The sequence below is a fragment of the Bacillus sp. SSR7 genome (genome assembly GCF_055902415.1).
This window is the reverse complement of sequence record NZ_JBVVXV010000019.1, coordinates 1-22,042: the sequence shown is the minus strand read 5'-3', so window position 1 is coordinate 22,042 and position 22,042 is coordinate 1. Positions and strand designations below refer to the sequence as shown.

Genomic DNA, 22,042 nt, shown 5'->3' with positions numbered 1-22,042 from the left:
TTTTTGGGAAGTATCTATATAGAAAAGAAGCTGATCTAATTTTAGATCAGCTTCTTTGTATAAGATTAAACTAAGTTTAATACAGTTACTTTTTCACGTGTCATAGACTCAAGGCTCTTACGAATACCTTGTGCGCCCATACCTGAACCTTTTACACCGATGAATGGGAAGTGGTCAGGGCCGCGCTCTGTGCGTCCGTTAATTTGAACAGAACCAGTTTCGATTTTGTTAGCAATTGCAAATGCTTTGTTAATGTCTTTTGTGAAGACACTTGCTTGTAAGCCAAACTCTGATTTGTTAGCAATTTCAATTGCTTGTTCATCTGAAGAAACGCGGATGATTGGAAGGATTGGGCCGAATGGCTCTTCCCAAGCAACTTTCATTTCTTCTGTTACGTGGTCGATTAATGTTGGGTAAATTAAGTTACGCTCACGTTTGTTACCGATAACGATCGTAGCACCTTTTTCAACAGCGTCGTCAACTAAACCTTGAACGAAGTCAGCAGACTTGTCGTCGATTAATGGAACGATTGTGCTGTCTTGTTCTGGAGATCCAACTGATAGTTTAGCTACTTGTTCTTTTAATAAGCCAACAAGCTCGTCCGCTACGTTTTCATGTACAAGTACACGTTTAATAGCTGTACAACGTTGACCAGAGTAAGAGAATGCACCGCTTACGATATGGTTTGCAGCATCTTGTAAGTCAGCATCTTCACGAACGATACCAGGGTCTTTACCACCAAGTTCTAATACAAGTGGAATCATTGCAGCTTTTTTCGCTAAATGTTTACCTGTGTTTGTACCACCTGTGAACGATACCATATTGATACCTTCGTGTTCTACTAAGTAGTCACCAATTACAGAACCGCGTCCTGTAGCTACGTTTACAAGGCCTTTTGGAAGACCAGCTTTATGAAGTGCTTCAACCATTTTAATACCGCTAATTGCACCTTGAGTGGCTGGTTTGAAAATAACAGCGTTACCCATAATTAATGCTGGTGCAAGTTTTGCAGCAGATAAGTTTACTGGGTAGTTAAATGGTGCGATTGCTAATACAACACCAAGTGGTGCGCGTTGGATGATTGCAAGTTTCGATTTCGTTCCGCCAGGGAAGCTATCGCCCATCATGCTTTCTCCGTGCATATGTAAAGCTTCTTCGATCGTGTAACGAATGAAGTCAGCTGTACGAACAACTTCTTTCTTCGCATCTTTATATCCTTTACCGACTTCTTTCATAATGATATCGGCAATTTCATCTTGCATATTTACGAGCTCATCAGCCCATTTATATAAATACTTTGCGCGATCTTGTAGAGAAGCTTCCGCCCATGATTTTTGAGCTTCTTTTGCAGATGCAATTGCTTCATCTACTTCTCCGCGAGTAATTGCTTGTACTTGTCCAATTACTTCGTGTAAGTATGGAGATGGAATTTCGATTGTTTCTCCTGAAGAGCTTTCTCTCCATTCTCCATTTAAATAAAATTTGTACGTATTGCTAGTTGTCATGATTAGTCCTCCTAAAATAGCAACTTGTAAGAGTGAGTATAAGGTGATTGTAGGGGGTTTGATAACATTTTTCAAATGAAATGTTTGTGAAAACGATTTCTTATTCCTTTTTTATTTTGTATGCCCTTTCTTGCAGAACATTCTCTTATTTCAAAATGATGCATCATATATTTTTATTCCATGTGTAAAAAAACAATTGACAGAATACTCAATAAAGTTATAAGATTATAAATGGAAAATAAATGAAGGGGGTGTGCGTAATGATTGTAATCGTAAATGTAAAGGGCTTAGCTCTGTTAAATGGCAGAAAACATTTATATCATTACGCAACCCGTGCGGATATATAGGGCATCTTTGTCTTATAAGAAGCGTACGTTGCGTATATCGTAACGTACGCTTTTATGCATTTTTGTGCATATCGTCAAGCGGCGGTATGCTTTTTTTTGTTTATTTTCCATGTTATTAAATAAAACTTTGGAAGGTGGAAAAATGTGATGAGATTGTATGGGCTACGAAATGTAAATGTGATGGGTCTGGATAGTGGATAGAGAAATGAGAGGTAAACGAGAACGAGAAGGGAGAGATTACATTGTTTTCAGTATTACTAAAGTTAAAGTGGTTTTTTAAAGAGCATTGGAAGAGATATAGTATCGCCATTGGAGCTCTTTTAATTGTGAATATAGTTGAAGTTATTCCCCCGAAAGTGTTAGGGGTTACGATTGATAATATAAAAACAGGAACGTTAACGAACGAAGCAATTATGCAGTCTATTCTTATTTTAATTGGGGTTACAATAGTTGGATATGGCCTCACTTTCGTATGGCAACATCAATTGTTTGGTGGTGCATTCGTACTGGAGAAGACGATGCGCTCTAAATTTATGGGCCATTTACTTAAGATGACGCCGACTTTTTATCAAAAAAATCGTACTGGTGATTTAATGGCGAGAGCGACAAATGATTTAAAAGCAATCGCTATGACAGCTGGTTTCGGTATATTAACGCTCGTTGATTCGAGTTTATATATGCTTACAATTGTCTTTATGATGGGATTTACAATTAGTTGGGAGCTTACATTTGCAGCACTTATCCCGCTTCCAATTATGGCATATGCGATGAATATATATGGAAAGAAATTGCATGAAAGATTTACAGTTGCGCAAGATGCGTTCGGCGATATGAACGATAAAGTACTAGAATCGATTGCTGGCGTGCGCGTTATTCGTGCGTATGTGCAAGAGAACGCAGATCAGGAAAGATTTCATCATTTAGGAGATGACGTCTACGAAAAGAATATGAAAGTAGCTAGAATTGATGCATTATTTCAGCCAACTGTAAAAATGCTTGTCGGTCTTAGTTATTTAATTGGTCTAGTGTACGGTGCATATCTTGTATTTCAATCAAAGGTGACGCTTGGTGAACTTGTTTCCTTTAACGTGTATTTAGGGATGATGATTTGGCCGATGTTCGCAATTGGCGAATTAATCAATGTTATGCAAAGAGGAAATGCGTCACTCGACCGTGTGAATGAAACGTTAGCGTATGAACCAGATGTAAAGGATCCGAAACATCCAAAGCTTGTACAAGAGCCGGATTATATTCAGTTTGATGATGTTACCTTTTCATATCCTTCATCAACTGAAACAAATTTAAAGAAGGTTTCGTTTACATTAAAACAAGGGGAAACGCTTGGGGTTGTTGGGAAAACAGGAAGCGGAAAAACGACGCTCGTACGTCAGCTCCTTCGCCAATATCCGCTTGGAGATGGGGACATTGCAGTCTCTGATGTGACGTTAGATAAAATAACGAATGAAAATGTACTCGGCTGGATTGGATATGTACCGCAGGAACATATTTTATTCTCAAAAACAGCGAGGGAAAATATTTTATTTGGAAATCGAGAAGCGACGGAAGAAGAACTCAAGAAAGCAATTGAAATTGCGGCGTTTAAAAAGGATTTAGAGTTTTTACCAGAAGGGTTAGAAACGCTCGTTGGAGAGAAAGGTGTTTCTTTATCAGGAGGGCAAAAACAAAGGATCTCGATTGCACGAGCTGTTATTCAAAACCCGGAAATATTAATTTTGGACGATTCGTTATCAGCTGTTGATGCTCGTACGGAAGCGGCGATCATTGAAAATATAAGAACAGAAAGAAGTGGCAAGACGACGATTATTACGACGCATCGTTTATCTGCCGTACAACATGCGGATTGGATTCTCGTTATGGATGAGGGGGAAGTAATAGAAGAAGGTACGCATGATCAGCTTATTAAAAGCGGAGGCTGGTATGCGGAGCAGTTTGAAAGACAACAAGGGGAAAGTGAAAGTGCGGATAGTGGGGTGAAAATATGAGCGTTTCAAAACGATTGTTTCAATATGCGATGAAAGTGAAAGGGACGATTTTTGCAGCGATGCTAATGTTATTTATTTTCGTCATCGCAGAGCTTGCTGGTCCTTTCGTTGCTAAAACGATGATTGATGATCATATCGTCGGGATAGAGAAACCTTGGTATGAAACAGAAAAGAGTGAAGAGGCTGTTTCATATAATGGCACCTTTTATAAGCGAAGCGATCGCTTCCAGGAAGGTGAGAAAAAAGGAAAAGAAGTACGCGTGATGCAAGTCGGTTTTCAATATTATTTTGTACCGAATAAAGTAAATGTGGAAGGGGCACGGACTGTAAAAGGTGATATGATTACCGTTCAAAATGGTAAGGCGGTGCAAGTATATAAAGCGAAAGCATTGACGAAAGAAGAAGTGTTTGCGTTTTATAAACCAGAAATAAACCGTCTATTATTACTTGGTGGTGGATACTTCGCTTTATTAGTAGTCGTATCATTGTTTGCATACGGAAAGCAGTTCTTCTTACAGAAGGCAGCGAACAAAATTATTCAAATTATGAGAGAAGATGTCTTTTCTCATATTCAAACGTTGCCAATTCGTTATTTCGATCATTTACCAGCAGGGAAAATTGTGTCGCGTGTAACGAATGATACGGAAGCTATTCGTGATCTATACGTAACGGTACTTGCGACATTCGTTTCTAGTATCATCTATATTATTGGGATATTTGCGGCGCTATTTTTACTCGATGTAAAATTGGCAACGTTATGTTTACTTATTATCCCGATTTTAATCGTTTGGGCCATTCTTTATAGAAAGTATGCGTCTGTATACAATCATAAAATGCGTTCGCGTTTATCTGATATTAACGGAACAGTAAATGAATCCATTCAAGGGATGCCAATTATTCAAGCGTTCCGTCAAGAGCGTGAAACGAAAAAAGAGTTTGAGGAATTAAATGGCGATTATTTTAAATATCAAAATAAAATTTTAAATTTAAATGCAGCAACTTCTCATAATTTAGTATCCGTATTAAGAAATATCGCTTTCACAGGTGTGATTTGGTATTTTGGTGGTGCTTCATTAAGTGCTACAGGCGTCATTTCTCTAGGGATACTGTATGCGTTCGTTGATTATTTAACACGATTGTTCTCACCGATTACAAATATGGTGAATCAGCTTGCTAACTTGGAACAATCGCGTGTTGCATCAGAGCGTGTTTTTGAATTGTTAGAGGAAAAAGGAGAAACAGTAGAAGAAGAACGTATGCCTCGCTTACAAGGAAATGTGAAGTTTGATAATGTATCGTTTTCTTATAATGGGAAAGATGAAGTGCTAAAAAATATTTCTTTTGAAGCGAAACAAGGCGAGACCGTGGCACTTGTGGGTCATACTGGATCAGGAAAAAGTTCTATTATGAACGTACTCTTTCAGTTTTACGAGTTTGAAAAAGGAAAGCTTACGATTGATGGTCATGATGTAAAAGAGATGCCGAAACAAGCAACTCGTGAACATATGGGAATTGTACTGCAAGATCCGTTTTTATTTAGCGGAACAGTAGCATCTAATGTAAGTTTAGAAAATGAAAACATTTCAAAAGATCGCATCATAAAAGCATTGCGTGATGTTGGTGCGGAAAGATTTGCGAACAATATAAATGAAGAAATTACGGAGAAAGGAAGTACGCTTTCAACCGGAGAACGTCAGCTTATATCGTTTGCTAGGGCACTCGCTTTTGATCCAGCCATTTTAATTTTAGATGAAGCGACATCTAGTATCGATACAGAAACAGAGGCGATGATTCAACAAGCGCTAGAAGTTGTGAAAAAAGGAAGAACGACATTTATTATCGCTCACCGACTTTCAACAATTAAAAGCGCAGATCAAATTATTGTGCTTGATAGAGGAACCATTTTAGAAAAAGGGTCTCATGATGAGCTAATGAAAAAGCGCGGGCGTTATTATGATATGTACAAAACGCAAATGGAAGGGAACCAGAGCGCCTAATAGGTATGGCGGAGAACTTGTGATTTTCACAAGTTCTTTTTTTAATGAATCAGGGCAATTAAATTAAGAAGTATTATTTTACCTTTCGTACAATAAATGCTATATTAAAAAATGTTACTTATTTTTTGTATGTAGCATTATTTTTCCCTTTTGTTTGATTATGAAGAAAAAGGATAAACTAAATAAGAACATTTTCATTGAAAAATTGTTCAAGATTGCATACAATCAATATAGTTTTTAAATTCCTATCAGAATACTTGGAGGATTATCATCATGAAAAAATTATTTTCAGTACTTGCAGTAACTACATTAGCAATCGGGATTGTAGCGGGCTGCGGTAAAGAAGAGAAAAAAGATACAGCTAGTCAAGACGCGTTACAAAAGATTAAACAAAGCGGTGAACTTGTAATTGGTACAGAAGGTACATACCCACCATTTACGTTCCACGATTCAAGTAATAAATTAACTGGATTTGACGTTGAATTAGCAGAAGAAGTTGCAAAACGTTTAGGTGTAAAACCTGTATTTAAAGAAACACAATGGGATAGCTTACTTGCTGGTTTAGATGCAAAACGTTTCGATATGGTTGCGAACGAAGTTGGTATTCGTGAAGATCGTCAAAAGAAATATGACTTCTCTAAACCATACGTTTCATCTTCAGCGGTATTAGTTATTGCAAAAGATAAAGATAAACCTGCTACATTTGCTGATGTAAAAGGATTAAAAGCAGCACAATCTTTAACAAGTAACTATGCAGATATTGCTAAGAAAAATGGTGCGGAAATTACGAATGTAGAAGGCTTTAGCCAAGCGGCAGAATTATTAAACACTGGACGTGTTGATTTCACAATTAATGATAAATTATCAGTGTTAAACTATTTAGAAACGAAAAAAGATGCAAAAATTAAAATTGTAGATACAGAAAAAGAAGCTTCACAAAGTGGATTCTTATTCCGTAAAGGTAGCGACAAACTAGTACAAGAAGTAGACAAAGCGTTAGAAGATATGAAAAAAGATGGTACGTATGACAAAATAGCGAAAAAATGGTTCGGTGAAAATGTATCTAAGTAGTGCATTGGTTTCAGATCGATTGTCTACTTGGATGGATATTATGCAGTCTTCCTTCATGCCTATGCTGAAGGAAGCTGTGTTTACGACGATTCCATTAACGCTTATTACATTTATTATCGGGATTATACTTGCGACGTTAACGGCGCTTGCACGTATTTCAGGTAGTCGTATTTTACAATGGATTGCTCGTATCTATGTATCTATCATTCGCGGAACGCCACTTCTTGTACAGTTATTTATTATTTTCTATGGTCTTCCAACTCTTAATGTTGAGGTTGAGCCATATACAGCAGCAGTTATTGGATTTTCATTAAATGTCGGTGCATATGCATCTGAAATTATCCGTGCTTCTATCCTTTCAATTCCGAAAGGGCAGTGGGAAGCAGCTTACACAATTGGGATGACATACCCGCAAGCGTTAAAACGTGTTATTTTACCGCAAGCAACGCGTGTATCAATCCCACCGCTTTCGAATACATTTATTAGCTTAGTGAAAGATACTTCATTAGCATCGTTAATTTTAGTAACAGAAATGTTCCGAAAAGCACAAGAAATTGCGGCAATGAACTATGAGTTTTTAATTGTTTATTTTGAAGCAGGTCTTATTTATTGGGTTATTTGTTTCTTATTATCAATCGTACAACAGATGTTAGAAAAGCGTTCAGAACGCTACACATTAAAATAATCCTTTCACAAAAGGAGTTTTTGTTTTTATGATTTCAATTCAGCACTTACAAAAAAGTTTCGGAGATAATACCGTACTAAAGCATATAGATTTAACAGTTGAGAAGGGCGAAGTTGTTGTTATTATCGGGCCGTCTGGATCTGGTAAAACGACATTCTTACGTTGTCTTAACGTGCTAGAAACGCCGAACGCTGGTAATATTCGTATCGGTAATAAAGAGCTTAACTTCTCTCAAAAAGTAACGAAGAAAGATATTGTCAATCTTCGTACGCAAACAGGCATGGTATTCCAGCACCATAATCTATTCCCGCATTTAACAGCACTTCAAAATGTAATGGAAGGGCTCGTTACAGTGAAAAAGATGGGGAAAGAAGAAGCGAAGAAAAAAGCAAACTATTTCCTTGAAAAAGTTGGTCTTGCGGATAAAGTAGACTTATATCCGTTCCAACTATCAGGCGGACAACAACAGCGCGTTGGAATTGCTCGCGCGCTTGCGATGGAGCCGGAAGTGTTACTATTTGATGAGCCGACGTCAGCACTTGATCCTGAACTCGTTCAAGAAGTTCTGAAAGTAATGAAAGAACTTGCTAAAGAAGGCATGACGATGGTCATTGTAACGCACGAAATGCGCTTTGCACATCAAATTGCAAACCGCGTTATTTTCATGGATGGTGGCGTTGTTGTCGAACAAGGTACACCAGAAGAAGTATTTACAAATCCAAAAGAAGAACGTACGAAGAAGTTTTTACAAATGTTGCAATAAATTAAGGAAGGTCTCAAGGCATATGCCTTGAGACCTTTTTGCCATATATATTTATTTGTGGAATCCGCCAAGGCTTTGCTCAGCCATTGCAACTAGACGTTTTGTAATTTCGCCACCAACAGAACCGTTAGCACGAGCTGTAGAATCTGCTCCTAATTGTACACCAAATTCTTGAGCGATTTCGTACTTCATTTGGTCGATTGCAGCTGTTGCTCCTGGTACTACTAATTGATTTGAAGAATTTTGGTTTGCCATAGGAATATATCCTCCTTAGAGTTATAAAAATTTTTTTGGTTGGACTAGCTGGAGTTGAACCAGATTATCGCCCCGTTTGGCGCTAATCCATCGGTAATTAAGTTTGTACTCATAGTATGGATGTTACCTAGAAAGATATACGAAATAATAATTTGTAAATTTTGTAAAAAAATCTTAGTGATTTCGTAAATTATGAAATAAGAGTAATCGTTTTATTTTTTAGAAAGAAGGTAAAACTAAGAGCGATATGAAATATATTTTTCTTTTTGTATCCTGCTATTTGGAGGAGAATTTAAGTAAGAATGGGGCAAGCTGCTCCTATACGTAGCTAGATACAATTATATGGAGGAATCGTGATGGGAATTTGTCCGCTTTGTAACGCATTAGAATCACAAACATATTCTTGTCAAAATTGCCAAAGTATACTCCAAGATTATGGGAAGGCTGTAGATTACATAGACGATTATAGTGCGTATATGGACCAAGAATTATTGAGTGCAGTAGATGGATTAACACATAATAATTCAAATGAATATTGCAATCATATTTTTTATTGCGGAGTATGTAACGTGGAAACAGAGGTTGTCGTAAAACTTGTGTAAATAGAAAACTTCCACCTTATGAATGAGGTGGAAGTTTTTGTTTTCGTATTTGTGAGTGAATCATAGGGGACGGGATATGCTCGTTGTTTGAGGAAGTCTCTGATTTTATTTGAGACATTTTTTCTTTTGTATCGCGCAAAGAATGTTCAGTTAAGTAGATGGCATATTCGTAAAATAATTGGCGCGTTAGTTCACTCTGTTCTTTTAACTTGGCATCTTGGAATACAGTTCGCCCTGGTTTAGAGTTTGCTTCAAAGAGCCATGGGTTTTCCTGCGTGTCTAAACCGATATCAAAACCGATTTCTCCAATATTTCCGGTTACTTGTTCATCGAGCGCATAACTAATTTGTAAGGCAGTATGTTTTAACTTATTCTCAATTTGAACTTGTTTCGTTGAATCTGGAAAAAGTTCTTGAAGCAATTTCGTATCGCCACCACTATTTACATGTGTTGTTAAACTACCTTTGCCAGCAATTTTTGCCACGATTGCACTGACCATCCATTGGCCGAAATGATTTTTATTTGTATGAATGCGGAAATCAACAGGTTGCCCATCGAAGCGAAGTAAGGAAATACCTTGTTGTACGATAAACTTTTTTAAATCATGTCCTTTTAACACATGGTTCAGAAGCGTTTCTAATGATTGGTACTTTCTTAGTTTATTTTCTTCATTTTCGCGATAACGACAGTAGTAGCAATTCTCTACTTGAGAATAAAATAGTTGATGAATATTTCTACCAAAGCTACCATGAATCGGTTTCATGTAAATTGATTTATACGTTCCGAGAAATCGTTCCACTTGTTCGAAGTGCTGAAATGTTTCTGTGTTTGGTAATAACGGCATAATGGATTCATCTTTCACAAGAAGTTGATGCACTTCCCATTTATTAAAAAAACCTGGGTTAAACCATGGAATCGCATAGTCATGCTCTAACTTTCTTTTTGCTCTTACGATCGGTTTATAATTTTCGGCTTTCCGATTTGGTAATCGGTCGTAAATGACATTCGGTAAAGGTACTTTTTTCTTTATCCACTTTTCCTCTTGAAAGAAATACCCTTCAATTGTTTCGTCTTCCCAGTCTATATGTTGCACACCAAAAACGAATACAAATGGTCGCAAGGTGAATGGTGGCGTTAGTAACTCGCCAAGAGAAGTGGAACGGTTCCCTAAAGGATTAGAAGCGTCATCGGTAAAACCAGTTGTGAAAATCCCGATTAATGGTCCGAAAATAATCGTTTGGTTTTGTGTGAATGCATGGATAGTAGTGGAATGAGGAAGTAAAAGTTTCTCTGCAATTTGTTTTCCAATAATGATTTCGCGAGTAAAGGAATAATGAATTTTTACCTCTTTACTTGCAACATGGCGTAGGCCGAAGGAAAGGGATGTAATGGGTGGTGTAATGGAAAAAATATAAGGTAAAGTAATACTATTTGGATGCTCATCTGAAATATTTAATGTATATATGTGCTCTTTCAAAATAGACTAACCTCCTTTCATTATGGTGTAAAGCGACTAAATTGTAATGGTCCGTGATATATTTTTTCGGCTAATGAATCACTATAACGAATGTAATGTTCGTACGGAGGAATCGTGTTGACATACATAAGCCAAATTGCCCCTTTTTGATCCATAATAGTGGAAAGCTCTAGCTCGAATAACGAAGAATAAGATTGATCTAGTGTTTGAAACACTTCATTTATAATGTCTTGTAAAGCGTCCTGTAATAATTGGACACCGGTACTAGATAGTACGTATTTAATTTTTGAAAATGCATGCAGCGAGGAATCATCAGTTGCCGAAAGTAAAAGTTGATTCGGAAATGAACTTTTTTGTATAAACTGACCGATAACGTTCCACTTCTGTTCTTTATTTTTTTGTAAAATGGTCCGAATATGAAGTGGGTATGTTAATTGATTTGGTGGTTGCAGCATTGTATGGGTGATGTAACGTGCTGATCGTATATTAGATTTGTACCAAGATATAAATTCATCAGTCCGTTTGATGGGAGTAGAAATATGATAGGCATCATTTATTGTATCAACATGAAACGTTTTATTTTTATAAACGACCCGGTACAGACTTTCATTGGAATGTGCGTTAGTAGGACGTATAATAATATCTTTTGTTTTTAATAACAGTTTGAAAACGTTGTGTATCGTTGCTATTTCAAATTTTGGTATATAAGGTGATAATTTTTTATTCATGAGAAATACATCATGTAGTTCGCTTAGATCAATGAGTGTGTTATTTAAAAAGGTAGTGGAAGGACGGTTGTGTAATGAGTGAATAATTGATTTTGCTTTGTCGAAGTCTGTTTCCTCATTAAAAGAAGAACGATCATATATATAAGAAGGAATAGGGAATGTTTGCTCTTTCCATTTGCCTGTATCTGTATCATAAATCAGACCAGAAATAAGGTCTGTTTTAGGATCAATACAAAATGGCGTAAACTGGGCAACGACATTATGATAAAGCCGAGCGCGTTTAGCGATTTCGGTGTAATACGTTTGCTCATAATGAGGCTGAGAAGTTAAAATACCGAGAACCAACGAAATCACTCCTTTACTAACAAAATGTTGGCATAATAGGCGAAGCTATATATTGCAAATACGTTTTTATACCATTATACTTTTGTCCGTATGATGATATGCTATAGTTTTGGAGAAGCGAAAGGTTGATTGTAATGAATATATGGTTAAGTATGTTAACGACGACAGGGCTCGGAGCAATTATTGGAGGATTTACAAATCATTTAGCAATAAAAATGTTATTTCGTCCTCATCGCCCTATGTATATTGGAAAGTTTCAAGTCCCATTTACACCAGGATTAATTCCGAAGCGCCGTGATGAGCTTGCTGTTCAATTAGGAAAAATGGTTGTAGAGCATTTGTTAACACCAGAAGGAATCGGAAAGAAGTTAACAAATGAAGAGTTTCAAAAAGGTTTAATCCACTGGACACAAGTAGAAGTAGATAAAGTAATGACGAATGAACAGCCACTGCGACACATGTTAGAAAAATGGAACGTAGCGCATGTAGAAAAAGAAGCAACTGAGAAAATCGAACAGGTAATTACAGAAAAGATTCGGGCATTTTTAGAAGAGTACTATACATATACATGGGAACAGGCTTTACCTCAGTCTGTTCATGAAAAAATAGAGAATGCGATCCCAAATGTCTCAGCGTTTATTTTAGATCGAGGAATCAGTTTTTTTGAAAGTGAAGAAGGGAAAGCTCGTCTTTCAAAAATGATTGATGATTTCTTTGCTTCTAGAGGAGCATTGCTGAACTTAGTCGGAATGTTTTTAGGGAATGTAAGTGTAGTGGATCGTGTGCAGCCAGAAGTCATTAAGTTTTTAGGCCAAGATGGCACAAAGCAGCTTTTAACTGATGTACTGCAAAAAGAGTGGGAGAAGTTAAAAGGAAGAGATGTAAAAGAATTAGAAACGTTTGTAGAAAAAGAAATGATTGTAAACTCCATATTGTCAGCTGTTAAAGTTGAAGAAACAGTGAGTAAGTTTTTAAACCAATCTGTGCAGCAAGTATGTGAACCGGTTCGAGAAACAATGATAGAACAAGTAGTCCCAAGCGCAGTAATGAAAGGCTTGAAGTGGGGAGTAGAAAACGTAGAAAGTATACTAAATAATCTCCACTTGGCGGAAATTGTCCAGCAAGAAGTGTCTACATTTTCAACGGAGAGACTAGAAGATTTAGTGTTGTCCATTACAAAAAATGAACTAAAAATGATTACGTATTTAGGTGCCTTATTAGGCGGAATGATTGGAATCGTGCAAGGGTTATTACTGTTGTTTCTTAAATAATAAGATATGCACATACAAATAAAAGTGAAATATCTTCACATCTCTTGCATAGTTTGATATGGTAAGAAGAGGTGCGTATGTAAATGCACGTAAAAGGCAGTGCGAGAGAAAAGCGCTAGCCTTCTAAAGGAGGAAAAACAAAATGACAAAAAACATTCATGATGTAGCATATGAATTACAAAAAGCAATCGCTGAAAACGATGACTTCAAAACGTTAAAAGAGAGCTACGCAGCAGTTCAAGCTGATGCTGCTTCAAAGAACTTATTCGATGAGTTCCGTACAATGCAACTTAGCCTACAACAAAAAATGATGCAAGGTCAAGAAATTACTGAAGAAGATAACCAACAAGCACAAGAAGTTGTAGCTCGCATTCAACAAGATGCTAAAATTACAAAGTTAATGGAAACTGAACAACGCTTAAACGTTGTAATCGGCGACGTTAACAAAATTATCATGAAGCCACTTGAAGAGTTATATAGCGCGCAACAACAAGCGTAATGAGAGAAGACGCTCCTAGTATAGGGGCGTCTTTTTTATTTGTTATTTTTTATTTCTTGAAATACTCAGTCTCAATATTCTTCTCCTTCAAAAACTTTTCAATTTCTTTTTGCTTCCTACCATTCACTTTCTCAAAGCGTTTTGTAAAAGAAAAATCAGTCTTGAATAAGTTACCATCTTCAGTTAGTTTTTCTAATTCTTGCTCTAGTTCTACTGAAAGTGCCGTAGACGATGAAATATATTCATGAATTTCCTTCGAAGGCTGTTTGTAATCAGCAGGAATCGTATTGTTACTAATAAAATGATGGAAGTTCGCATCGTTTTGTTGAGCTAAATCTATTAGTTTTTGTAATTTCTCTCGGTCGGATTCAGTAACCTTCTCGTCAGACATGGCTGACGAAAGTGGAACGATGTTTTCGTATAGCTCTCCGCTATAATCTAAATAAGTTTTTATATTTTGTTTCATTTCATCTTCATTAATCGTTTCATTTTTCTTTGAGGAAGTGAATATAGTTTCCGGAATTTTAATCGTAACATCTTTAATAGATTGTACATCGTTTTCTTCCTTAGGTTCTGCATTGTTTGAACAAGCTGATAGAAATAAAACTGTAAGTAGCATGAGTGAATATAAAGTATATTTCTTCATTTTAATCTCCTTTTTTATTCATTAGTGTCTTTGTAAAATAGCTATATTCCATTTCAAATACTTTACTAAAGTTGCGTATAGATGTTTGACCATTTGATAACATATGACGGATATGAGTAAACCGCTGCAAAAAGCGATGAACACATTGTAAACATCGGAGTAACTAATTTGATGAAACCCTTTAAAAAATCCTAACCCTATTAATAAAATAGGGGAAATGATTAATACTGGAGTGGCAATGATAAGTGCTAGAAGAATCGGTAATAAAAAGAGTAGTACGAAAAAGGCGATAAAGATAAAGGCAAAGTTTAAAACACTTAAGCTCATAACAGAAAATAGTGCGGTTATCATATTTTTAAAGCTTCGTTTCTTGTCAGCATTGCTTATTGCATAGGAAACAGTAAGTTCTTTAGCGATCGTTTTAGGGTTTCCTAGTTTTCTAGAAATTTCTTCTTCACATTTCCCATCTTGTTTACCACTGATAAAATGAGTTTCATACTCTGAGATAATATCTTTCTTTTCTGCATTAGGCATATTCCGCAGGGAAGAACTAAGTTGTTCTAAAAATTCACTTTTGTTCATAATAATCACTTTCCTTTATAGAATGATGAATGAAAGCTGAGAATCGTATCTTTTGAAAAGGGTGCTGTGAATTACAATTAATGGGTATTCCATTATTTACAAATATATCATTTAGTATTGTTCTTTGCAAGGTACTAATATTTTTTTAATACTGTGATGAGATGGAAGTTTTTTCAGCTTTTTTCGAGGAGATATAAAAATATTATTTTAGGATAAGCAAAGGATTGTAAGCGCATTCTCTAGTTGTTGTCAAAATAATGTCATATTCATATTGTTGGAAAAATAATGCATTTGTAATATAATGATAAATAATACTTCACCACATTAATTAACTAGGTGAAGTTAAAAATCTTTATTACACAAATTATGAAATAAAGGAATGATTAGTTTGAGTACAGGTGTAAAAGCAAACGACGTGAAGACAAAAACAAAAGGAGCAGATCTTGTTGTTGATTGTTTAATTAAACAAGGTGTTACACATGTTTTCGGTATTCCAGGAGCGAAGATTGACTCTGTATTTGATGTACTGCAAGAAAGAGGACCAGAGTTAATTGTTTGTCGTCATGAACAAAATGCAGCGTTTATGGCAGCTGCGATTGGTAGATTAACAGGAAAACCGGGTGTGTGTCTTGTAACTTCAGGGCCAGGGACATCAAATTTAGCGACAGGTCTTGTTACTGCGAATGCGGAGAGTGATCCCGTTGTTGCTTTAGCTGGTGCAGTTCCGCGTACGGATCGATTAAAACGTACGCATCAGTCTATGGATAATGCTGCACTATTCGAACCAATCACAAAATATAGCGTAGAAGTAGAGCATCCTGATAATGTGCCAGAAGCATTAAGTAATGCATTTAGAAGTGCGACTTCCACAAATCCAGGAGCTACTTTAGTCAGTTTGCCGCAAGACGTTATGACTGCGGAAACGACTGTAGAGTCTATCGGTGCGCTTTCTAAGCCACAGCTTGGAATCGCTCCCACACATGATATTACATACGTAGTAGAAAAAATAAAAGCAGCGAAATTACCGGTTATTTTACTTGGTATGAGAGCGAGCACAAATGAAGTGACGAAAGCCGTTCGTGAATTAATTGCGGATACAGAACTTCCAGTCGTTGAAACATATCAAGCAGCTGGTGCGATTTCACGTGAGTTAGAAGATCATTTCTTCGGCCGCGTTGGATTATTCCGTAATCAACCAGGTGATATTTTACTAGAAGAAGCAGACCTTGTTATTTCTATCGGTTATGACCCAATTGAGTATGATCCAAAGTTCTGGAATAAACTTGGAGACAGAACGATTATTCATCTTGACGACCATCAAGCAGATATCGATCATGATTACCAACCAGAGCGTGAATTAATTGGTGATATTGCCTTAACTGTAAATAGCATCGCGAAGAAATTACCGAAACTTGTATTAAGTACGAAATCAGAAGCAGTGTTAGAACGATTACGTGCGAAATTATCAGAACAAGCAGAAGTTCCAAATCGTCCTTCAGAAGGTGTTACGCATCCACTTCAAGTGATTCGTACACTTCGTTCTTTAATTAGTGACGATACAACCGTTGCATGTGACATCGGTTCCCATTCTATTTGGATGGCGAGATGTTTCCGTTCTTATGAACCACGTAGATTATTATTTAGTAACGGTATGCAAACGTTAGGTGTTGCACTTCCTTGGGCAATCGCAGCTACTTTAGTAGAACCAGGTAAAAAAGTAGTTTCTGTATCAGGTGACGGTGGTTTCTTATTCTCAGCGATGGAGTTAGAAACAGCGGTACGTTTAAATTCTCCAATCGTCCATCTCGTTTGGAGAGACGGCACATATGATATGGTTGCATTCCAACAAATGATGAAATACGGCAGAACATCCGCTACAGAGTTTGGCGATGTTGATCTTGTGAAATATGCGGAAAGTTTCGGGGCGTTAGGTCTTCGTGTTAACACGCCTGATGAATTAGAAGGTGTATTAAAAGAAGCACTAGCAGCAGACGGCCCTGTCATTATTGATATTCCAATTGACTATCGTGACAACATTAAATTAAGCGAAAAATTATTACCAAACCAATTAAACTAATGGAGGCAGATTTGAGATGACTGTTGCGCAATTAATCGATATTGATGCAAAAAAAACGAAAATGAGTAATGAAGTATATCAAACATCTACAATGCTTGCGCTATTAGATGGTATATATGATGGTGTGATTAGCTTTGAGGAACTAAAAGAACGCGGTGATTTCGGCATCGGCACATTTGATCAATTAGATGGTGAAATGATTGCATTTGATAATGAATTTTATCATTTACGTTCAGACGGTTCAGCGGAAAAAGTAGAGCCAGAAGAAACAACACCATTTGCGACTGTAACGTTTTTTGAAAAAGAAATGAGTTATACGATAGAGCATCCGATGAATCGTGAAGAAGTGGAAGCATTATTACATGAATTAATGCCGAGTAAAAACTTATTTTATGGTATTCGAATGGACGGTACGTTCCGCGAAGTAAGAACGAGAACTGTTCCAAAACAAGAAAAACCGTATACACCGCTCGTTGAAGTGACGAAATCACAACCAATCTTCTCATTTAAAAATACAGAAGGTACGCTAGCTGGCTTTTGGACGCCAGATTATGCGCAAGGTATTGGTGTAGCGGGTTTCCACTTACATTATATTGATGATGAAAGAAGCGGAGGCGGACATGTTTTCGACTATGTTGTTGAAAACTGTACGATCCAAATTTGTCAAAAAGCTCATATGCATTTAGCACTTCCAGAAACAGCTGACTTTATGACAGCTGAATTATCAAGAGAAAACTTAGAGGATAATATTGCGACTGCGGAAGGTGCGGAGTAAAAAGAGAAGCCGATTCGGCTTCTCTTTTATTTTGGGTTACTCCCGATATGTGGAACAATGCTCATCAGAAATAGAATAGTTCTTTTTACCAGTTAAGGCTGATACTTCTACTAATTGATGCCCAAGCCCATCCCATACTGTAACAGTATATAAGGATGACCATTTAATATTCCCACGAGCGAGTCGGAAAGAATAATAGTCGTTATCTGTTGTTACTAAAACTTTGTTATAAGTAATATTTTTCGTTTTTATATTTTGTAAAATAAGGACAAAGTCTAGTTTATCTTCTTCTTTTGGAATTTGTAGTATTCTTGCTACAAACATTCCATTTGGATTTTTCTTCGTTTTATATACTTTTTCTGATTCTATTTTTAGTTCAGGTTTACCCCCTCATAGTCTCTCCCTTTACATATGTTTATTTCTTTGAAACAAACGGATGTCCCTCATAATAAAAACGCCAAGGATAATGTACAGCTTCTTCTGCATAGTCGATATTAATACGAGGACCTGCTGTTATTTTATATTGTGATGATATGTGTTCTTCTTCTCGGACGAGTTCAATATGTAATGTGTCACTTTGCAATGATACGCCTCGTTCTTCTAAAGTAATTCCGAGTGCACGGCATAGTTTGCCAGGGCCGTTCGTTAAATTTTTATACTGCGCCTTTGTAATGTCAGTTTTGTTATAGCGCGCTAGTTGTATTTCTTCTATTCCATCTACCGGCTCAAGGGCTCGAATGAGAACACCTTGCGGGGTGCCCACTGGTGCTGTAATGACGTTAAAACAATGATACATACCGTAAATTAAATATACGTAAGCATGTCCCGGTGCACCAAACATGACTTCTGTGCGATCCGTCCGTCTGCCGCCATAACTATGTGCGGCCTTATCATCGGGACCTTTATATGCCTCTACTTCAACAATGATTCCGCTTCGCTTTATTCCGTTTACAATATGAACAAGTTTTTGTCCGAGTAATTTCTTTGCGACTTCTAACGTATCGCCTTCATAAAAGGAAGGAGGTGCCTGCATTGTACTATCTCCTTTACTGAGTGTATATGTATATAGTAAACCAAATTTTCAGTAGAAATTCTAACTCGTTCTATTTGCTACATTTATTTCATAAATTATGGATAGAGTACAACAGCGAAGAGGGGGAGTGCGACATGATTTATCGCTTACTAGCTCTTAACATAGATGGGACACTACTATACAACAACGGAAAAATTGCAAAAGGATTAAGAGAAACAATTGAATTTGTGAAAAGAAAAGACGTATACGTTACATTATTTACGAGCCGTAATTTTCAGTCCGCTCATAAAGTAGCAAAGGCGTTAAAATTAGATTCTATATTAGTGACACACGGCGGTGCTTTCGTTTCAGCAACGTTAGATAAGCCTTATGTTCAAAGAAGATTATCGGAAGAGAAGACGTTTAACATTGTGCAAGTATTAGAGCATTTTGACTGTAACGTCCGCATTTCTCATGAACGGTTTTCAATCGGAAATCGTGAGAGAAATACACCAAACTTAATTGCACGTACTGTGTTATCGAGTGCAGATCCGTTATTTTATCCAGTTCAATTTGTAGATTCATTAGGTGATGCGCTTCGTGATCATCCAGTCGCGGCTCCAAAAATTGATGTTCTTTTCCAAACGAAAGGTGAAAAAGAAAGAGGAATGAATACATTAAGAAAAGCGTTTCAAGATATAGAGTATGTTGAGTGTGATTCAAAACGAATAGAAATTTTGCCGCAAAATGTATCAAAATTACGCGGATTACAATTACTTGGAGAGCATTTGAATATTTCGCTAAATGAAATGGTTGCGATTGGTGATAGCATGGAAGATTTAGAGGTCATTGAAAATGTAGGGCTTGGGGTAGCGATGGGGAACGCGCCTGTAGAGGTAAAACAAGCGGCCGACTGGATTACACGTTCAAATAGTGAGAACGGCGTAGAGTATATGATTAAAGAGCATTTCCGTAAACAATTCCCACTTCCGTTTTTGAAGAATCATAAAAATACACCGAAATGATGAGAGAAAAACGTAGCTTTTTGGCTACGTTTTTTTATTGGTTTTATTTTAGAAATGAAAGCGTTCTATAAAGGGGAATTGTGTCTAAAATGTATACAATTCACTTGAATCCCTTAGCAAACTGTTGTAAAGTGGATGATGTTGCCAAAATAGTTACACCACATGAAATATTCTCCATGTTAATTTTATTGAGCGTCCATACGCAAAAACACTTCGCATGTTAGTTTCGTTCACGTATGATTTCAAAAATGCATTGTAGTCATTTTATTAATTAGTTGTAGAGTTTCTTTCGTCTATTTAAATGGATTATTTTAAGTTAATGTGAGTAAGGATTGGTACATATGAAATGAGCTTCTTTTCATAAATCTAGGAATTTTAAAAGGGGGAATGAATTTTTTGAGGAAATCATTTAATCAAAAAATAAAAAAATTAAGTAGTAGTTTGATAGTTGTGTTATTAGTATGCATGAATTTTTTAATCCATTTACCAAATAAAGCAGAGGCAGCTACAATAGAATTAAAAGGTTTAGGTGATGTATCTTATTACAACGCCGTCATTTTTGGAAATCATAGTGCAACGAGTGCGGATATTGAAGGTGCGATGGCCATTCAAAAAAATATGAATGCATCAAGTTATACAGTCTTAGCAGCTGCAACAGGAGCGCATAACTTAGCTGGAGCAACATGGGTAGAGGAAGGATATCCCTCATTATTACTAGGTGGTCAATTTACGAAAGCGGGAACAGGACAAGTAATTATTCAAGATGGAACAGTGGCGATGACAAAAGATGGTGATCCAGAAGGTGCAATGAAATCATCATATGACCGTATCTCTTATAAAGAGCAAGCGGAGATTGATGCTAAATTTAAAGAGTTTAGAAAAGATGTTAATAGTGTAATTGAGGATGCGGGCCAATTACATACTGATAAACCCAAAATGGGTATGACCTTTGGAATCGGTGAAGATGTAAAGAATCCTAATATTTACGTTTCTTCAGGATTAGAAGGGCAAGAACCATTCAATGTAAAAGACGTTTTTCTTCCGAATGTAAGTAACAAAGACTTTATTGTTATTCATTCAGATGCAGAAGAAGTTAATTTTGGTGGCGGTGCAATCCTGTATGATACGACGGATAAGGGCGGGTTCACATTAGTTAATACATCTCAAGCATATGACCCTAATTCCTTTTTTACTGAGTTAGCTAGTAAAGTCATTTGGGTGTTCCCTAATGCTAAAAAGATAACAACTAAAGGATATGGTGTAGTAGGAAGTGTATTTGCGCCTAATGCAGTTGTAGATACAAAGGGTGGTTCAATTAACGGACAAGCCTTTCTTGGCGGATTAAATCAAAGAGATGGCTTTGAGGTTCATAACTTTAAATTTAATTGGCCGAAATGGAATAAGCCATCCGTTGAAAAAGTAACAGGCCAATTTGAAATTGTAAAAGTAGATGCAAGTGATGAAACAAAGTTATTATCAGGTGCCGAATTCGAAGTGTATAAAGATGGTAAACAAATAGATACATTACGAACAGATAAGACAGGTAAAGTAATCTCTAAGAAATTAGAACCAGGTAAATATACATTAAAAGAAACGAAAGCACCAGAGGGATATAAATTAATAAAAGAAGAAATTGAAGTTAATGTGGAAGAGAACAAGGTAGTATCAGTAATAGTTAAAAATGTGAAAGAATTGGGAAGCTTACAGGTAATCAAGAAGGATGCTGAGAGCAAAAATGTGCTAGAAGACGCGGAATTTAGACTGAAAAACGAAAATGGTCAAATAGTTGGAGGGATAAAAACAACAAATAAAGATGGTGTTGCTATATTCGAAAACTTAGTGCCAGGTAAGTATACGTTAGAAGAAACGAAAGCGCCAGAAGGCTACAAAGTGAAAGAAGTTAAAGTAGAAGTAAACGTTATAGCAAATGAAGTAGTGAAACGAGAAGTATTGAACGAAAAAGAACCAAGTAAAGGTCCAGAAAATCCAGGCGAAGAAACAGAAAATCCAGGCGAAGAAACAGAAAAACCAGGCGAAGAAACAGAAAAACCAGGTGAAGAAACAGAAAAACCGGGCGAAGAAACAGAGAAACCAGGTGAGGAAACAGAAAAGCCAGGCGAAGAAACAGAGAAACCAGGTGAGGAAACAGAAAAGCCAGGTGAAGAAACAGAGAAGCCAGGTGAAGAGACAGGAAAACCGGGTGAAGAAACAGAGAAACCAGGTGAGGAAACAGAAAAGCCAGGCGAAGAAACAGAGAAACCAGGTGAGGAAACAGAAAAGCCAGGTGAAGAAACAGAGAAGCCAGGTGAAGAGACAGGAAAACCGGGTGAAGAAACAGAGAAACCAGGTGAGGAAACAGAAAAGCCAGGCGAAGAAA

The 22,042-nt window shown here is 36.8% G+C and carries 20 protein-coding genes; 12 read left to right on the top strand and 8 right to left on the bottom strand.

All coding sequences use genetic code 11. From position 1 onward, the window contains the following. Positions 1–65: 65 nt before the first annotated feature. Positions 66–1,505, bottom strand: coding sequence for an NADP-dependent glyceraldehyde-3-phosphate dehydrogenase (gapN, locus tag AC0NJG_RS24885; protein WP_087994717.1), 1,440 nt, complete (start codon positions 1,503–1,505; stop codon positions 66–68). 589 nt (positions 1,506–2,094) lie between these two features. Here gapN and AC0NJG_RS24880 point away from each other — a divergent pair. The 5 genes from AC0NJG_RS24880 (at position 2,095) to AC0NJG_RS24860 (ending at position 8,371) form a co-directional block, all read left to right on the top strand. Then, positions 2,095–3,855, top strand: a complete 1,761-nt coding sequence (locus tag AC0NJG_RS24880; RefSeq protein ID WP_173602290.1) for an ABC transporter ATP-binding protein — start codon at positions 2,095–2,097, stop codon at positions 3,853–3,855. Then, positions 3,852–5,852, top strand: a complete 2,001-nt coding sequence (locus AC0NJG_RS24875; RefSeq protein WP_087951475.1) for an ABC transporter ATP-binding protein — start codon at positions 3,852–3,854, stop codon at positions 5,850–5,852. The genes AC0NJG_RS24880 and AC0NJG_RS24875 overlap by 4 nt, the downstream gene beginning before the upstream one ends. A gap of 273 nt (positions 5,853–6,125) precedes the next feature. Beyond that, positions 6,126–6,923 (top strand): amino acid ABC transporter substrate-binding protein, encoded by a 798-nt coding sequence (locus AC0NJG_RS24870; RefSeq protein WP_000732848.1) that lies wholly within the window; start codon positions 6,126–6,128, stop codon positions 6,921–6,923. Next, complete coding sequence (locus AC0NJG_RS24865) at positions 6,910–7,608, top strand: amino acid ABC transporter permease (RefSeq protein WP_071726372.1); 699 nt, start codon at positions 6,910–6,912, stop codon at positions 7,606–7,608. Before AC0NJG_RS24870 ends, AC0NJG_RS24865 begins: the two co-directional genes overlap by 14 nt. A 28-nt stretch (positions 7,609–7,636) precedes the next feature. After that, positions 7,637–8,371, top strand: coding sequence for an amino acid ABC transporter ATP-binding protein (locus AC0NJG_RS24860; RefSeq protein WP_000623610.1), 735 nt, complete (start codon positions 7,637–7,639; stop codon positions 8,369–8,371). A 51-nt stretch (positions 8,372–8,422) separates the two neighbouring features. Here AC0NJG_RS24860 and sasP read toward each other — a convergent pair whose 3' ends face one another. After that, on the bottom strand, positions 8,423–8,626 hold the full coding sequence (gene sasP / locus AC0NJG_RS24855) for a small acid-soluble spore protein, SasP family (RefSeq protein ID WP_000013338.1): 204 nt from the start codon (positions 8,624–8,626) through the stop codon (positions 8,423–8,425). A gap of 356 nt (positions 8,627–8,982) precedes the next feature. On the opposite strand from sasP, the gene AC0NJG_RS24850 reads away from it, so the two are divergent. Continuing rightward, positions 8,983–9,228, top strand: a complete 246-nt coding sequence (locus tag AC0NJG_RS24850; RefSeq protein WP_000510468.1) for a hypothetical protein — start codon at positions 8,983–8,985, stop codon at positions 9,226–9,228. 16 nt (positions 9,229–9,244) lie between these two features. Here the strand turns inward: AC0NJG_RS24850 and AC0NJG_RS24845 are convergent, their stop codons facing one another. After that, positions 9,245–10,705, bottom strand: a complete 1,461-nt coding sequence (locus tag AC0NJG_RS24845; protein WP_073531107.1) for a YheC/YheD family endospore coat-associated protein — start codon at positions 10,703–10,705, stop codon at positions 9,245–9,247. Between the two features lie 20 nt (positions 10,706–10,725). Continuing rightward, positions 10,726–11,778, bottom strand: a complete 1,053-nt coding sequence (locus AC0NJG_RS24840) for a YheC/YheD family protein (RefSeq protein WP_073531106.1) — start codon at positions 11,776–11,778, stop codon at positions 10,726–10,728. A gap of 134 nt (positions 11,779–11,912) precedes the next feature. Between AC0NJG_RS24840 and AC0NJG_RS24835 the strand changes: the two genes are divergently transcribed. Both AC0NJG_RS24835 and AC0NJG_RS24830 read left to right on the top strand, forming a co-directional pair. Then, positions 11,913–13,049 (top strand): DUF445 domain-containing protein, encoded by a 1,137-nt coding sequence (locus AC0NJG_RS24835; protein ID WP_140421229.1) that lies wholly within the window; start codon positions 11,913–11,915, stop codon positions 13,047–13,049. A gap of 142 nt (positions 13,050–13,191) precedes the next feature. Beyond that, a complete protein-coding gene (locus tag AC0NJG_RS24830; protein ID WP_000164605.1) occupies positions 13,192–13,548 on the top strand; it encodes a YlbF/YmcA family competence regulator in 357 nt (118 codons plus the stop codon). A 49-nt stretch (positions 13,549–13,597) separates the two neighbouring features. Here the strand turns inward: AC0NJG_RS24830 and AC0NJG_RS24825 are convergent, their stop codons facing one another. Both AC0NJG_RS24825 and AC0NJG_RS24820 read right to left on the bottom strand, forming a co-directional pair. Further along, positions 13,598–14,194 carry an NDxxF motif lipoprotein gene (locus tag AC0NJG_RS24825; RefSeq protein ID WP_087951478.1) on the bottom strand — a complete coding sequence of 199 codons (597 nt, stop codon included), beginning with the start codon at positions 14,192–14,194 and terminating at the stop codon, positions 13,598–13,600. A gap of 21 nt (positions 14,195–14,215) precedes the next feature. Further along, entirely contained in the window at positions 14,216–14,776 is a 561-nt protein-coding gene (locus tag AC0NJG_RS24820) for a DUF1700 domain-containing protein (protein ID WP_087951479.1), read from the bottom strand. 388 nt (positions 14,777–15,164) lie between these two features. Here AC0NJG_RS24820 and alsS point away from each other — a divergent pair, with 388 nt between their 5' ends. Then, entirely contained in the window at positions 15,165–16,853 is a 1,689-nt protein-coding gene (gene alsS, locus AC0NJG_RS24815) for an acetolactate synthase AlsS (RefSeq protein ID WP_088327402.1), read from the top strand. A gap of 16 nt (positions 16,854–16,869) precedes the next feature. Beyond that, positions 16,870–17,628: an alpha-acetolactate decarboxylase gene (gene alsD, locus AC0NJG_RS24810; protein ID WP_143880836.1), complete on the top strand. Its 759-nt coding sequence runs from the start codon at positions 16,870–16,872 to the stop codon at positions 17,626–17,628. A gap of 36 nt (positions 17,629–17,664) precedes the next feature. Here the strand turns inward: alsD and AC0NJG_RS24805 are convergent, their stop codons facing one another. Beyond that, positions 17,665–17,997, bottom strand: a complete 333-nt coding sequence (locus AC0NJG_RS24805; protein ID WP_474063584.1) for a hypothetical protein — start codon at positions 17,995–17,997, stop codon at positions 17,665–17,667. A gap of 46 nt (positions 17,998–18,043) precedes the next feature. Continuing rightward, on the bottom strand, positions 18,044–18,661 hold the full coding sequence (locus AC0NJG_RS24800) for a DNA-3-methyladenine glycosylase (RefSeq protein ID WP_088327399.1): 618 nt from the start codon (positions 18,659–18,661) through the stop codon (positions 18,044–18,046). A 134-nt stretch (positions 18,662–18,795) separates the two neighbouring features. On the opposite strand from AC0NJG_RS24800, the gene AC0NJG_RS24795 reads away from it, so the two are divergent. Further along, entirely contained in the window at positions 18,796–19,665 is an 870-nt protein-coding gene (locus AC0NJG_RS24795) for a Cof-type HAD-IIB family hydrolase (RefSeq protein WP_087951483.1), read from the top strand. Positions 19,666–20,052: 387 nt separating this feature from the next. Then, on the top strand, positions 20,053–22,042 hold a 1,990-nt coding region (locus AC0NJG_RS24790), incomplete at its 3' end, for a SpaA isopeptide-forming pilin-related protein (protein ID WP_474063563.1).

Excerpts from the sequence above, each read along its gene's own strand:
- gapN (WP_087994717.1), bottom strand. The coding sequence starts at position 1,505 with ATGACAACTAGCAATACGTACAAATTTTATTTAAATGGAGAATGGAGA.
- AC0NJG_RS24875 (WP_087951475.1), top strand. The coding sequence starts at position 3,852 with ATGAGCGTTTCAAAACGATTGTTTCAATATGCGATGAAAGTGAAAGGG.
- AC0NJG_RS24870 (WP_000732848.1), top strand. The coding sequence starts at position 6,126 with ATGAAAAAATTATTTTCAGTACTTGCAGTAACTACATTAGCAATCGGG.
- AC0NJG_RS24865 (WP_071726372.1), top strand. The coding sequence starts at position 6,910 with ATGTATCTAAGTAGTGCATTGGTTTCAGATCGATTGTCTACTTGGATG.
- AC0NJG_RS24860 (WP_000623610.1), top strand. The coding sequence starts at position 7,637 with ATGATTTCAATTCAGCACTTACAAAAAAGTTTCGGAGATAATACCGTA.
- sasP (WP_000013338.1), bottom strand. The coding sequence starts at position 8,626 with ATGGCAAACCAAAATTCTTCAAATCAATTAGTAGTACCAGGAGCAACA.
- AC0NJG_RS24850 (WP_000510468.1), top strand. The coding sequence starts at position 8,983 with ATGGGAATTTGTCCGCTTTGTAACGCATTAGAATCACAAACATATTCT.
- AC0NJG_RS24835 (WP_140421229.1), top strand. The coding sequence starts at position 11,913 with ATGAATATATGGTTAAGTATGTTAACGACGACAGGGCTCGGAGCAATT.
- AC0NJG_RS24830 (WP_000164605.1), top strand. The coding sequence starts at position 13,192 with ATGACAAAAAACATTCATGATGTAGCATATGAATTACAAAAAGCAATC.
- AC0NJG_RS24825 (WP_087951478.1), bottom strand. The coding sequence starts at position 14,194 with ATGAAGAAATATACTTTATATTCACTCATGCTACTTACAGTTTTATTT.
- AC0NJG_RS24820 (WP_087951479.1), bottom strand. The coding sequence starts at position 14,776 with ATGAACAAAAGTGAATTTTTAGAACAACTTAGTTCTTCCCTGCGGAAT.
- alsD (WP_143880836.1), top strand. The coding sequence starts at position 16,870 with ATGACTGTTGCGCAATTAATCGATATTGATGCAAAAAAAACGAAAATG.
- AC0NJG_RS24800 (WP_088327399.1), bottom strand. The coding sequence starts at position 18,661 with ATGCAGGCACCTCCTTCCTTTTATGAAGGCGATACGTTAGAAGTCGCA.
- AC0NJG_RS24795 (WP_087951483.1), top strand. The coding sequence starts at position 18,796 with ATGATTTATCGCTTACTAGCTCTTAACATAGATGGGACACTACTATAC.